Genomic DNA, 13388 nt, shown 5'->3' with positions numbered 1-13388 from the left:
GTGCCGATGAATATCCCTAATCTGATCACCGTTCTACGCGTCCTGCTTATTCCGATTTTCATTCTGTTGTTCTATTTGCCGTACGAATGGAGTTACGCCGCCTCAAGTTCCGTATTCGCCTTTGCGGCTGCCACCGACTGGCTCGACGGCTACCTGGCGCGCCGTCTGGAACAAAGCACGCCCTTCGGCGCGTTTCTTGACCCAGTGGCCGACAAACTCATGGTGGCAGTGGCTCTGGTCCTGCTGGTGCAGGAGCACGGCAACTTGTGGTTGACCTTGCCGGCGGCGGTGATCATCGGCCGTGAGATCGTTGTTTCGGCCCTGCGCGAATGGATGGCCGAAATCGGCGCTCGCGCCCATGTAGCCGTGTCCAATCTGGGCAAATGGAAAACCGCCGCACAAATGCTGGCGCTGGTGATTCTGCTGGCCAACCCGTCGGACTTTTCCTTCTGGGTATTGTTGGGCTACACCTTGCTGCTCATCGCCGCCGGCCTGACCCTATGGTCGATGCTCCAATATTTGCGTGCTGCCTGGCCCCATCTGCGCACTACGGTTGAAAAGAAATAAAACTTTTTTGAATCAAGGGGTTGACGGGTGGTGAGGATTCTATAGAATGCGCATCACCAAGACGCGGGAATAGCTCAGTTGGTAGAGCACGACCTTGCCAAGGTCGGGGTCGCGAGTTCGAGTCTCGTTTCCCGCTCCAAACATTAAAAAAAGCCACTCTAACGAGTGGCTTTTTTTTGCCTGAAATTTATCAAATAGACGCCAAGGCCAACGCCAGCCAGTTAAGCGCAGCACAGGATGGCGTCGTCTTTCCTTAACCGAATGGCATACCGTTTCTGACCCGCTTCCCGCCACCCGTGTATCGAACAACGAGCTGTTTTCAAAGGCAGGCAAAGATTGATAGCCTATGGCCACTTTTTTTGAGTGCCCGTAATGTCTCGTTCTCATAACTTAAGGGTCGTGCTGGGCCTTGTTTTGATGCTGTCGAGCACGATCAGCCTGGCTGCCAATACGCCTTGCTCAGGCCGCAAGGGTGGAATTGCGGGCTGTGATGGTGATGTATTCCTGTGTAACGACGGGTCCATCAGCGCCTCGAAAAAAAGTTGCACGGCCTACTTCGGCAATCGGCAGGCGCAGCCTGCGTTGCAACCACTGCAAGGCCTAACGGACAGCTGCGGCTGCGGCAGTGGTACCTACTGCACCGGACCGCGTGGCGGGGTTTACTGCCTCACGCCCTCCGGACAAAAAAGCTACCGGCGTCGTTGACTTCACGATGTGTGCGCGTTTATCGAATCCAGCCTGAGCCCCTGCCAGGTGCTCAGCCGCTGCGCGCAGGAAGTGAGTGCCAGCTCAAGGCTGACCGTCCTGGTCTCCAGAGGCGCCCAAGCCGATAGCCGGATGCGTTTTTGCCTGCATGTCAGCCCGGGCGAAGTCAATGAATGCCCTTAGCGAAGCAGGCATATGCCGACGGCTGGGATAGTACAAATGCAGGCCGGGATAAAAGGGGCACCACTGCGCCAGCACCTGAACCAGTCGGCCAGTCGCCAAGTGTTCCGCCACCATGTCCTCAAACACATAAGCCAGGCCCACGCCCTCCAGTGCCGGGCCGACCATCAGGCCCACGTCACTCAATGTCAGAGGCCCGTTGACTTCGATTTCCTGTGCGATCGCGCCACGCTCGAATTCCCAGCGATACATTGACCCGCTGGGGAATCGATGGCGAATGCAGGGGATGCCATGCAAGTCCTCGGGTTTTTGAGGTGTGCCATGGCGTGAGAAAAACGCCGGAGCCCCGACCACCACCGAGCGCAGGTTCGGCCCTATCGGCAGCGACACCATATCGGCCTCCAGGCGATTGCCGAAACGCACCCCCGCATCAAAACCACCGGCTACGACGTCTACGAGTGCATCGCTTTCGATCAGGTCAAGTTTGATGTCCGGGTATTGCTTTAGAAACCGGCTCGCGATCGGCAGTACCACCAGCTCGCATGCCTGGCGTCCTGCGGTGATGCGTAGGTTGCCCGAGGGTTTGTCACGAAAGCTGTTGAGGTCCTCGAGTGCATCTTCAATGTCTCTGAAGGCGGGGCGCAGGCGGGTGTAGAGGCGTTCTCCGGCTTCAGTCAACGCAACACTGCGGGTAGTGCGGTTGAACAAACGCACGCCAAGGCGATTCTCCAGCGTACGCAGCGAATGGCTCAATGCCGACGGCGTGAGGCCCAGTTCCACTGCGGCACGGCTGAAATTGAGATGGACGGCAATGCACAGAAATATCGACAGGTCGGCGGTGGTGGGGGACTTCATTTGTGAATACCGTTCATAAGGTATAGAAGAATTGTTGGTATTATCACATGAGTCGCAGGGATTTAGAGTGGCATCAACTCAACGCGAGCCTCGGCAATAGTGCAGGAGCCGCTGACAGGAGGAGTTGATATGCGTACTTGGTTCATTACTGGCGCTTCCCGTGGTTTTGGCACGCTGATTGCGGAACACGCGCTGCGTGCAGGCGACGCCGTTATTGCGACTGCCCGTAAACCCCAGGACATCACTGACCGCTTGGGCGACCACCCCAACTTGCTCGCCGTTCGCCTGGATGTGACCCGCGAAGAAGAGGCGCACCGTGCGGTTGCAGAGGGCATCAAGCGTTTTGGTCGCATCGATGTCGCGGTCAACAACGCCGGGTTTGGCGTGCTGGGGGCGGTGGAAGAAACCAGTGCCGGCGAAACGGAGCGCCTCTTCGCGACCAATGTGTTCGGCGTGCTGAATGTCTCCCGCGCAGTGCTGCCACATATGCGGCACCAGCGTAGCGGCCATATCATCAATATTTCTTCCATCGGCGGGTATCAGGCTTACATGGGCTGGGGTGTCTACGGCTCCACCAAGTTCGCGGTGGAAGGCATCACCGAAGCGCTTCACCAGGAGCTGGCGCCGCTGGGGATTCACGCAACCGTCGTCGAACCGGGTTTCTTCCGTACTGACTTTCTGGATGATCAGTCGCTGGTGAAGACGCAGCTGGAGCTGGCTGACTACGATGAGACGGTGGGCGCAATGCGACAGTTTGCCGAGTCCGCCAACCATGCACAGCCGGGTGATCCGGTGAAATTTGCCGAGGCTATCCTGGCACTGGCCAATGCGCCAAAACCTCCGCAACGCCTGGCGCTGGGCAGCGACACAGTGGCGCGTATCCGGGAGAAACACCGTTTTGTGGAAGCGGAGCTGGCGCAATGGAATGAGTTGGCGTTGTCCACCGACTTCAAGGAGTGATCGGCGCATTGGAAAAACGCCGATGAAACCGGGACTCACCGGCTTCATCGGCGGTCGATCAGGTGTAAGGTGTTTCCCAGCTCCGGTCTCCAGTACGCCATGGACTATGAACCGTTGGTTCATAGGTCATGGGCTTTTTCAGGGCTTATTCATCCCTAACCCTACCGGTAGAGTTCACAGCCAGCGTGCGTTGATCGCCAGCGCACCGCAGTGGGTGTCTGGTCCTTCAAGGCTGGCGCGCGCTTTTTCTTTTTTGCTTATGAAGATGCCCGGCCCATGTCGTTCGCGCCCGCTTTTTTTCCTGTCGCCTCGCCTGCGCGAAATGATCACTGAAGTGGCCATCACCGGCGCCGACTTACCGCGTTTGCTCCCTGGTCTGCTGCCGCGCCTGTGGGCATTCGCCTTGCGGATTTCGGGTGATCGGCATGACGCTGAAGACCTGGTCCAGCGCGCTTGTGTCCATGCCCTCGAGCGCTCCCATCACCTGCGTTCCGGTTCGTCGCCACTGCCCTGGATGTTTTCGATCATCCACTCGCTCTGGATCAGCGAGATTCGCTCGCGCAACGTGCGCCGCCGTTCCCGCGAAGACTGGACCGACAGCCTTGTCGACAGCATCGCTGACCCTTTGACGCCGCGGCCTGAAGACGATTTGATGTATCGGCAACTGATTGCTGCGGTGCATCAACTGCCCGATGGTCAGCGTGAAGTCATGCTGCTCGTGGCGGCGGAAGGCTTCAGCTACAAGGAGGCTGCGCAGATTCTGGAGGTGCCTCTGGGCACGGTCATGAGTCGGATGTCGCGCGCAAGACAGTCGATTGCCGTATTGCTGAAGGTCCAACGGAAGGTTGCCTGACCTGCGCCCTCAGTCACCCAATACCGTGCGGGCTTCCTGCAGGATCTCCTCGGAAAGCGCCGGATCATCCACCGCGCGGGCCAGGATGATCGCACCGACCATGGTCGTCATTTGGTGGATGGCGTGGCGCCGGGTGTTGCGTTTTTTCGCGGCAGCGAACGGGCGCGCCATGATTTCGATCATGCCTTTGACGTGACGGGTGAAGGCCGGTCGCACCGTGGGCTCGCGCGCCACCTCCGCGCCCAGCGCCGCCATCAGGCAGCCGACGCCCAGGTTATCGCGGTGGGCGTCGGTCAAGTAATCCTGCACGTAGGCCTGCATCAGCCCGACGGAAGCCTTGGCATCTTGCATGCCGGCCAGCGCTTTGGACGACGCGTCGCTCAGGCTCTCGGCGATCAGCGCATCCTTCGATTCGAAGTGGTGATAAAACGTGCCGTGGGTCAGCCCCGTGGCTTTCATGATTTCACTGACACTCACCCCCGCGAAGCCGCGCTCGCGAAACAGGATCGAGGCCTGCTGGAGGATTTGTCGGTGCTTTTCGGCTGTTTCTTCAGGCGGATAGCGCATGTTGGCTCTCAGACCCCATGGAGATTATGTGCGATGGCGACGAGTCTACTCAGGGCGCTGTTCGATTGCATCCGGCTCAAAGCGTGCGCGACGCTTTGAGTCGGATGGCTGCGGTCAGCTCAACAGGGCGCGGTGCTCGGCGATAAACGTGGCAGGTGTTTGCAGCGGCCCGCCGATGATGGCCGTGCCGAGGGTGTCCAGGCCTTCCAGGCGTTTTTCCTGTTGGTCGATTTTGACTGCCTTGAAGTGGCTCAAGTAGGCGGGGTCGGTGTCCAGCCCCAGCAGCTTGACGAATGCTTCCGGTGAAACCTGCTCGAACAGAATCTCTTTGCCCAGGGTGTCGGCGACGACACCGGCCAGTTCCCGGTGACTGTATTCGATCGGCCCGTTCAATACGTATGTCTGGTTGGCGTGGGTTTCAGGGTGGGTCAGCACCGCCGTGATGATTTTGCCGATATCGCCGGTGGCGATGGGCGCAAAACGGCTGTCGGCATCGAAGGGCGTCAGGTAGCGACCACTGCGAATCAATGGCGCGATGTAGAGCATCCACTGGGCGAAGAACGTGATGCGCAGGTGGGTGGTCGGCACGCCGGACCAGGTGAACACCTGCTCCGACAGCCAATGACTGAGGGTGGTCTGGCTGCGCGCGTCGGGCCGCGATTGCTTGTGGGACATATTGGCGATGATCTTCACGCCCGCTTCCTTCGCCGCCTGGGCAAACACCGCAGCGGCTTCAACCAGGCCATCGGCGATGGGGTACACGAAGTACGCGCCGTCGACGCCCTGCATCGCCGGGCGCAGCTCTTTGAGCTTCAGCGCATCACCGACAAACACCGTGGCGCCCAAGGCTTCCAGGCGCTGCGAACGCTCGTCTTCACGGTGCACAAACGCGTGCACGCGGTGGCCTTGTTCAAGCAGGTATTTGACCGTAACAGCACCGGTAGTGCCGGTTGCGCCTGAGACCAGGTAAGTGCTCATAAGCTTCTCCTGAGGTGTTTTGACCAATGAATATGGGGTTTAAGGCGGTAAGTTGAATAGGTTTCGACGCTGGCGTCGTAGCATTCAAGCAGTATTGTCATACTGCTTGAATGGCTGAAGCATGATGGTCGTAATGTTTGAAGTCAACAGGCCTCGTACAACAAAAAAGTCTGCACGGTTGAGTTGTGGAGAGCGGCGCTGATTTACCACTGCATGCCCGCTAGCCACAAAAAAGCCCGCTCACCCAGGCAGTCGGGGAGCGGGCTTGTTGGTTCCAGCGTTCTTGTAAAGCGTTCTGCTACTTCGCCACAGGCATGGCGAAGTCAGCGCCGTGGTCGATGCTTTCCGGCCAGCGCTGCATGATGGATTTCTGCTTGGTGTAGAACCGCACACCCTCCACACCATAGGCATTCATGTCGCCGAACAGGCTCTTCTTCCAGCCACCAAAACCATGCCAGGCCATCGGCACCGGGATCGGTACGTTGATGCCGACCATGCCCACCTGGATGCGCCGCGAGAAGTCACGCGCGGTATTGCCGTCCCGGGTAAAGCAACTGACGCCGTTGCCGAACTCGTGGGCGTTGACCAGGTTGACCGCTTCGTTGAAGTCCTTGACCCGCACGCAGGCGAGCACCGGGCCGAAGATTTCTTCGAGGTAGATGCTCATGTCGGGAGTGACGTGATCGAACAGCGTGGCTCCCAGCCAGAAACCGTCCTGCAACTGCACCTCTGCGGGCACGAAGTCACGCCCGTCGACCAGCAGTGTCGCGCCGGACGCCACGCCCTGGGCGATGCAGCCGTTGATACGGTCACGCGCCGCGCGGGACACGATGGGGCCCATTTCAGCCTTGAGGTCGCGACCGTCGGTGATGAACAGTTCGCGGGCGCGCCGGGTCAGTTCGGGGATGATTCTGTCGGCCACATTGCCCACCAGCACCGCCACCGAGATTGCCATGCAACGTTCACCGGCACTGCCGTAAGCCGCGCCGATCAGCGCATCCACGGTTTTTTCGATATCGGCATCGGGCATCACCACCATGTGGTTCTTTGCCCCGCCCAACGCCTGCACGCGTTTGCCGTGACGGGCGCCGGTTTCATAGATGTGCTGGGCAATCGGCGTGGAACCGACAAAGCTCACGGCTTTCACGTCCGGGTGTTCCATCAGCGCATCCACCGACTCCTTGTCACCCTGCACCACGTTGAACACGCCTTTGGGCAGGCCGGCTTCTCGCAGCAGGTCGGCCATCAGCAGCGACGCGCTCGGGTCGGTGGGGCTCGGCTTGAGCACGAAGGTGTTACCGGCCGCGATGGCGACGGGGTACATCCACATGGGCACCATCACCGGGAAGTTGAACGGAGTGATACCGGCCACTACGCCCAAAGGCTGGCGCATCGTCCAGTTGTCGATACCTCGGGAGACCTGGTCGCTGTGCTCGCCCTTGAGCAATTGCGGGATGCCGCAAGCGAACTCGAGGATATCGATGCCTCGCGCCACTTCACCCTGGGCGTCAGTGAAGACCTTGCCGTGTTCCGCCGTAATGATGCGCGCCAGGTCATCCTTGCGCTCCTCCAGCAAACGCAGGTACTGGAACAACACGCGGGCACGGCGGATGGGCGGGGTTTCGCTCCACGACTCGAACGCGGCCTGGGCGGCGGCGACGGCTTCGTCGACGGTCTGGCGGCTGGCCAGCGCGACCCGGCCGGTCACTTCGCCGGTCGCCGGGTTATACACGTCCTGGTAGCGGTCGTCGCGCAGGACCTGTTGGTCATTGATGTAGTGGGAAATGGTAGGCGTCATGGTCGTTGGCTCCAGTCAGAGGCAGATCCGGCGGCAGGCCCGGGAGTTCGGGGCAGGGACCCACGATAGTCTTCCTATTTGTTCTTAACGAGAGCAAAGTACCGAAATCATTGTCCAGCACAGAGAACAATCAATCGATGGAAAAGGTCGAGATCGAAGGGCTGTGGACCCACATCCACTGGCTGTCCGTGCTGGAAGAGCAGGGCACCTACACGGCGGCGGCAGCGCGTCTGGGCGTCAGCAAGTCGCTGGTCAGCCAGCGCATCAGCGACCTGGAAAAAGCCACCGGCACCCGGCTGGTCATCCGCACCACCCGCAGTGTGCGGCTCACCGAGCCGGGGCGGGCGTTGACCCGCGACGTCCGCGGCGCCTACGAACGCATCGCCCAAGGCTTCGCCCGGGCGCGTGACTCGGCCGGCGCCATTCGCGGCCTGATACGCCTGACCGCGCCCGTGGCCTTTGCGCGCCAGCAATTGGTGCCGCATCTAGCGGGCTTCCTGCACGAGCATCCGCAAGTGCGTGTGCAGCTGGATGTCTCCGACGCCCTGAGTTCCCTCGCCGCCGAAGGCTACGACCTCGCCGTGCGCCACAGCTTTCAGGTGCCCGACACCCACGTGGCCTGGAAGCTCTGCAATACCGGCTCGGTACTGGTGGCCACGCGGGATTACCTTGCGCGCCACGGCAACCCCGAATCCCCCGCCGATCTGGGCGGGCACAACTGCCTGTATTACCCACGTGGCACCGACGCACCGGCCTGGACCTTCGAGCGCGCCAAGCGTGGCCAGCCCGAGCCGCAACGGCTGACGGTGCCGATCACCGGCAGCTTCGCCACCAACAACAGCGAAGCCTTGCGCGATTCAGCCCTCAACCACCTGGGCATCGCCTTGCTGCCCGACTTCAGCGCCCAGGCCGCACTGGCCGACGGACGCCTGATCCGCGTCCTGCCGGACTGGTCACTGACCGGCGCGTTCGCCGATGAAATCTACCTGATCCGACCTTATTCGCCCCACGTGCCCAAATCGGTCAGCGCCTTGGTGAACTACCTGCGCGAACGTTTGAACGAGGGATTTGAGGTGCGATGATGGGCGCTGCTGGCATACGCAGGGAGATATCGACGTGAAGTACTACTGGCTAAGACAACAAATCGGCATCCCCGGTAAATGGGTGCTGGGGAATGTGCGGCATGTCGATAACTGGCATTTTCGCAACCCTCCGGTGAATTTCATGGAGCCCGGGCGCTACACCCTGGACGTGCTGTCCGACGGGTTGGAAATGGACTATTCACTGGCCGGTTATGCCAGTGTCCCGGTGCTCAGTGCCAAGGCGGTTGCCGCGCTGGCCGGCTTGCCCGAGGTGGATGAACCCTACTACCACGTGGTCCTGGAGCCCGTGACGATCGAGGGCAAGGCGGTCGGGCAGGATTACTGCGTGATGGTGATTGAAACCCAGCTGGACTGCGTCGACGAGTCGCGTTCGGCGTGTGAGAAGTTTATTGAGAACGACCCCGTCAGGCCGGACCTGGCGGGTGAGTATCGAGGCTTCTTCAAAATGGTCGTCGACCCGACGCGCATCCAGGGGCAGCACATCTTCCGGGTGAAGAAATTCCTCGGGGCCATCATTGTCAGCGAAGAGGTCAAGCGCCGTTTCGAGCGCGCCGGCGTGACCGGCGCGCTGTTCGAATCGGTGAATGCCGAGGATTACCCGGCCGCGTAAGCGCAGGCGCGCGCTAAGCGTTCAACTGCACCCGTCGCAACCGGCCGCTCAAGGGCACGACCTGCTCGTCCGGCGTGGGCAGGGGGCGGCCCACCAGCCCCATGCCTTCGCTCACCAGCACCGCGTCCTGCACCCGGCACAGGTTCGACGGCGTGTCCAGGTCACGGGCCAGCACGCTGACCTGGCCGCTGCGCAGGTTGCAACTCAGCAATCGCCCGCTGAAGCGGGTAAAGCCGCCGTGCAGCGGCTCGCCGTTCCAGTCGGGCGGCAAGGGTTGTTGCAGGCGGTCGCAGAGCTCCAGCACCAGCAGGTTGCCGTCCGGGCCCCAGGCCAGTCCGGTCGGCAATTGCAGGCCATCGATGACCACCTCGATCTGCCCGCTGGCCGGCTGCACGCGAATCACCTGGCCGGCCTTGTCGACAAAATCGATGCCTTTGCGGGCCGGGTCAGCGTGCAACTCCCCGGAGAACAGGCTGATCAGCACCGCCTCCGTTGCGGGTTCATATACGAGGGTCACCGGTACGGCTTCCTGGCCCTGGGCCAGGTCCGGCAGCTGTATCAGCACGCGCTCGTCCCGGGCGTCGCTGAACTCCACCAGTTGGTTGGTATCCGGCTTGACCGCCAGCCAGCTGCGGCGGGTGGGGTGATAGCACAGCGCATTCAGGTTGCCCTGGCTGCGAAAGACCGGCTCGGGCGGGCTGTAACTCAAGTCGAGCAGCCGGGAGCCTTCGACATAGTCGGTCTGGCTGGCCAGGCAGCGCCCGTCACCGCAGGCGATGTCCGACAGCCCCATGATTTCGTCCCGGCGCATGCGCGCCTGCATGTTCATGGCGCGAAAGCCCTGGGCAAGGGGGCCGCCGCTCAGGTAGGCCCCCGGGCGTTGCGGGTCGGGGTGCAGGCGGCTGATACGGCCGCTGAACGTCTGGTCCGCCAGGCCGGAGCCGGCCTCCACCAGCAGCAGGCTGCCGTCGGCCAGGGCACAGACGCCACGCGGGTTGAGCAAGCCTTCGGCAATGAACGTGCTGGGACACAGGGCCTCATCGGGTCGCGAAGGGATATGCAGGGTCATAGGGTCTCTCCGTGAGCAAAGGGCAGGCAACTACTGCTGCGGCGGTTGCCACGGCGTGCCGGTAAGGTAGGCCCGCAGGAGCGCGCGCTGGCTGGGCGACATCGAGCGCACCACCGGCATGAACAGCGTGGTGCCTTTGTAGGCATCCGAGGTGCGCGCCAGAATGGCGTTCTTGGCGGCCATGATCGCGTCGGGCTGGTTCAGCGGCACGTAGCGCGACATGGCCGGGAACGCCAGGTAGTGAAAGCGCAGCACGTTCGGGTACACCTGCTGCCAGCTCACGATGCTGCCCCTGGGGATGCCGAAGTCGGTCTGGGCGTACTTGCGGAAGTTGGTGAAGAACGCACCGGCTGCCACGCCATTGGCGGTGCAGGTCAGTTGGGTGAAACCGGCCTGGGCGTTACTGCCCGGCTTGAGGTTGACCGGGAAACTCACGCTTTGCTGGCCGGCCTTCACGGTCAAGGAGGGCGGAAAGGTGAGGAAGTCCCAGTACTTGGGCAATTTGTAGGTTTGCGGCGGGCCGGCCTGGAGGCTGACCTGGGTGTTCTGGGGCACCGGACCGCCGAGGTAACGCACTTGCAGGGTGATCGACAGCCCCTGGGGGTAGTCTTCCAGGTACAGGTTGCGCGGGTCGGCGTACACCCGATAGGTCGATTCGATGGCTTTGAGCTGGGTGTTGGCCACGGTGTTGGGCGCGCTGATGGTCAGCGGTGTGGTCCTGACGGCCTGTTGCTGGCTGCCGTTGAGCGCCACGTCGACGATACCGCCGTACTTGTAGTAATCGACCAACGGGCTGCCGGTGGGATTGAGGGTGATCAGCGGCACGCTGCCGGCGGCAATGGTCACGGGGCCGTAGTTGGCGTTCGGGCCGATGGGGCTGGTGATATCGGTGCGCACTGCGCGGAAGGTCTGCTTGGGTATCACGTTGACCATGTCGAGGCTCAGCAGGCCGTTCTTGCCCAGCTCTACGTACGCCGCGTTGTCCGTGGCCTGGTTGACCAGTTGCCGGCCCGGCTGGCACGTCAGCGGTTCGCCGGGAAAGGCCGGCGCCAACGTGCCGATGACCCGCCCGATGCTCGGGTTGGGGGTGAATTTGCCGGCGGCGTAATCGGCGTCCAGTTGTGGGGTGGTCATGGTCGGGCACATCTCGAACATCACGAAGCGCAACACGATGCCGGTGGCGCCGGGTGCCTGGATGATCGACTTGAGCCCGGCGCTGTTCTTGTTCCAGCTGACGATGCTGCTCAGCGGGAAGGTCAGCTGGAACGTGCCGCTGGCGTGAAACGAGCCCGGTGCGTCCATTTTCTGCGGCTCCAGCACACGCCCGCTCACGTCGTAACTGCTGCACACCGCGTTGTTGCGGATCAGCAACTGGATATTGGTGTTGTCGCCTATTTGCAGGCCGCCGACGAAGATCTGCGTGGTGGTCGATGCAGTGGGGTCCAGGTCCACCATCATCGGGCCGGACACCGGACCCTGGCCGGTCACCGGGTCCACCGAGCCGAGCAGGTACACCGGCTGGCCGACCAGGTCGCCGGTGGTGCTGATATTGCCCGGGTTGCCCTGGGAACTGATCAGCGCGTTCTGCATATCCACCACGTGCTGGCCGTAATGGTTCCAGCCGCCGGCGGTGTAGTAGTTACCGGTGGGCGTGTTGATCATGTTGTTCAACTGGTCGTCGGTATACGACTGCGCGCCCGGTTCCAGGGTCGAGGTGGTCAGGTCGAAGAGCGGCCAATCCTTTTTGCCATTGAACGGAATGGTCGGCGAATTGTTCGGCACGCTGACGTCGGTGCGGATGCCGCCCCAGAAATTCAAGCGAGGTCCATTGAGAATGCTCATGGTCTATTCCTTGTCCGTGGCATGGGGGTTGACGGGGCTGTTGGCGAATTTGAACAGGTACGAGAAGTCCGACTTGAACGGGCTCTTCACCGGCGTCGCCATGGAATGGCAGTTCATGCAACTGCTGTTGGGCTGGATGTAGCTTTCCATGGTCACGTTGGCCGACAGCGCGGGCGTCGGCTGGCCCAGCGGGTTGCTCGGGTTGTTGGGCATCAGCGGACGCTGGGTGGTGATCAACTGGTAGTACTTCAACACGCTTTGCTGCACCCCGGGGTTGGCCTGGTAGTTGGCGTTCACCCACAGGGTGGCGTCGGCGATCGGCGTCACGCGGTTCAGCGGGTTGGGCGTCTGGAACGTGGTACCGGGCTTGGGCACGCAGACCAGTTGCGTGCCCTGGGTCTGCCAGTTGCACGGCGACTGGTTGAACGACGCCACGGGCGCCAGCGGGTTGTAGTAGGAGTAGTTCGTGCCGGAGACCGGCTGGTCGACCCACTGGCCATTGAGCTTGGCCTTGGGCGGCACGTTCTCGACCTGCTCGAAGGTCGACCAGATCCACTGCGGGTAGCCATTGACCTTGGTGATGATATGCAGCCCCACCAGCCCCAGGTACGCCTCGCCGACCCCGATGGGCTGGCCCTGGCTATTGAAGCGCGCCACCCGCGCGAACTGGGTGAGGTAATGGCTGGCGTTGTCCTGGGGCGTGAGGATGCGCCAGCTGGACTTGATCTCGATGACCCCGTTGGGGAAGTTGATGTTGTTGGCCCTGGACACTACGTTCGCGTTGTAGAACTGATTGTTCACGATGTAGTTGTACGAGGCCTGGTTGGCCGAGATGTCGTAGTAGGTCGGGTTGCCCCGCTGATCGATCAGCCAGCCACCCACGGCCTGGTCGATCGAGTTGACCAGCGAGCTGTTCTTCAGCGCCGCAATGTTGATGATGCCCAGGCTCCTGGCGGTCAGCGGAGTGTTCCACGGCCCGGGATTGGTGGCGTTGGGCAGGAATATTTCGCTGACGGTCTTGTAGGTCTGCCACACGGTATAACCCGGGGCGCCGAGCGGCTTGCTGCAATTGGGCACGCCGCGCTGGCGGTCCTGGGCGGGCCAGTTCAGGGCGATGAACATCTGCCAGCTGTACTGATCGAACTGGTCCTGGCTGGCATTGGCGGCTGGCGCAGTGCTGGGCGGTTGGCAATTGAGCCCGGTGGCCAGGGTGGCCGGCTCGGGCGCTTCGCGGGCCTGGCTGGACAAGCTGACCAGGCCCAGCAACAACAGGGAAAAACGCATCAGGGTGTGCATGGCGA

The 13388-nt window shown here is 61.8% G+C and carries 13 protein-coding genes and 1 tRNA gene; 7 read left to right on the top strand and 7 right to left on the bottom strand.

Annotated elements, in window-relative coordinates:
* Positions 1–6 precede the first annotated feature (6 nt).
* The 3 genes from pgsA to ACW9IN_RS16420 all read left to right on the top strand — a co-directional run bounded on the left by pgsA (position 7) and on the right by ACW9IN_RS16420 (position 1272).
* The gene (gene pgsA / locus ACW9IN_RS16430) at positions 7–567 is read left to right on the top strand and encodes a CDP-diacylglycerol--glycerol-3-phosphate 3-phosphatidyltransferase (protein ID WP_457366861.1); all 561 of its coding nucleotides are present in this window, start codon (positions 7–9) and stop codon (positions 565–567) included.
* A 63-nt stretch (positions 568–630) separates the two neighbouring features.
* A tRNA-Gly gene (locus ACW9IN_RS16425) sits at positions 631–706 on the top strand.
* A 278-nt stretch (positions 707–984) separates the two neighbouring features.
* The gene (locus ACW9IN_RS16420; RefSeq protein WP_457366899.1) at positions 985–1272 is read left to right on the top strand and encodes a YdcA family protein; all 288 of its coding nucleotides are present in this window, start codon (positions 985–987) and stop codon (positions 1270–1272) included.
* 84 nt (positions 1273–1356) lie between these two features.
* On the opposite strand, the gene ACW9IN_RS16415 is transcribed toward ACW9IN_RS16420, so the two are convergent.
* A complete protein-coding gene (locus ACW9IN_RS16415; protein WP_457366860.1) occupies positions 1357–2307 on the bottom strand; it encodes a LysR family transcriptional regulator in 951 nt (316 codons plus the stop codon).
* A gap of 129 nt (positions 2308–2436) precedes the next feature.
* Here ACW9IN_RS16415 and ACW9IN_RS16410 point away from each other — a divergent pair, with 129 nt between their 5' ends.
* Both ACW9IN_RS16410 and ACW9IN_RS16405 read left to right on the top strand, forming a co-directional pair.
* Positions 2437–3267 (top strand): oxidoreductase, encoded by an 831-nt coding sequence (locus ACW9IN_RS16410; protein ID WP_457366859.1) that lies wholly within the window; start codon positions 2437–2439, stop codon positions 3265–3267.
* A 106-nt stretch (positions 3268–3373) separates the two neighbouring features.
* The gene (locus ACW9IN_RS16405) at positions 3374–4120 is read left to right on the top strand and encodes an RNA polymerase sigma factor (RefSeq protein WP_457366858.1); all 747 of its coding nucleotides are present in this window, start codon (positions 3374–3376) and stop codon (positions 4118–4120) included.
* 9 nt (positions 4121–4129) lie between these two features.
* On the opposite strand, the gene ACW9IN_RS16400 is transcribed toward ACW9IN_RS16405, so the two are convergent.
* The 3 genes from ACW9IN_RS16400 to ACW9IN_RS16390 all read right to left on the bottom strand — a co-directional run bounded on the left by ACW9IN_RS16400 (position 4130) and on the right by ACW9IN_RS16390 (position 7463).
* Entirely contained in the window at positions 4130–4687 is a 558-nt protein-coding gene (locus ACW9IN_RS16400) for a TetR/AcrR family transcriptional regulator (RefSeq protein WP_457366857.1), read from the bottom strand.
* A 114-nt stretch (positions 4688–4801) separates the two neighbouring features.
* On the bottom strand, positions 4802–5665 hold the full coding sequence (locus tag ACW9IN_RS16395; protein WP_457366856.1) for an NmrA family NAD(P)-binding protein: 864 nt from the start codon (positions 5663–5665) through the stop codon (positions 4802–4804).
* Positions 5666–5963: 298 nt separating this feature from the next.
* Positions 5964–7463: a CoA-acylating methylmalonate-semialdehyde dehydrogenase gene (locus ACW9IN_RS16390; RefSeq protein ID WP_457366855.1), complete on the bottom strand. Its 1500-nt coding sequence runs from the start codon at positions 7461–7463 to the stop codon at positions 5964–5966.
* 137 nt (positions 7464–7600) lie between these two features.
* On the opposite strand from ACW9IN_RS16390, the gene ACW9IN_RS16385 reads away from it, so the two are divergent.
* Both ACW9IN_RS16385 and ACW9IN_RS16380 read left to right on the top strand, forming a co-directional pair.
* A complete protein-coding gene (locus ACW9IN_RS16385; protein ID WP_457366854.1) occupies positions 7601–8545 on the top strand; it encodes a LysR family transcriptional regulator in 945 nt (314 codons plus the stop codon).
* A gap of 34 nt (positions 8546–8579) precedes the next feature.
* Positions 8580–9176, top strand: coding sequence for an imm11 family protein (locus tag ACW9IN_RS16380; RefSeq protein WP_457366853.1), 597 nt, complete (start codon positions 8580–8582; stop codon positions 9174–9176).
* A gap of 13 nt (positions 9177–9189) precedes the next feature.
* On the opposite strand, the gene ACW9IN_RS16375 is transcribed toward ACW9IN_RS16380, so the two are convergent.
* From ACW9IN_RS16375 to ACW9IN_RS16365, 3 genes are read right to left on the bottom strand one after another with little or no spacing between them, the layout of a single operon-like run.
* Positions 9190–10245, bottom strand: a complete 1056-nt coding sequence (locus ACW9IN_RS16375; protein ID WP_457366852.1) for a hypothetical protein — start codon at positions 10243–10245, stop codon at positions 9190–9192.
* Between the two features lie 30 nt (positions 10246–10275).
* Positions 10276–12087 (bottom strand): hypothetical protein, encoded by a 1812-nt coding sequence (locus ACW9IN_RS16370; RefSeq protein WP_457366851.1) that lies wholly within the window; start codon positions 12085–12087, stop codon positions 10276–10278.
* Positions 12088–12090: 3 nt separating this feature from the next.
* Positions 12091–13383: a hypothetical protein gene (locus ACW9IN_RS16365; protein ID WP_457366850.1), complete on the bottom strand. Its 1293-nt coding sequence runs from the start codon at positions 13381–13383 to the stop codon at positions 12091–12093.
* Positions 13384–13388: the final 5 nt, after the last annotated feature.

The sequence above is a fragment of the Pseudomonas sp. SDO5271_S396 genome (assembly GCF_054071795.1).
This window is presented reverse-complemented; position numbering and strand designations above follow the sequence as displayed.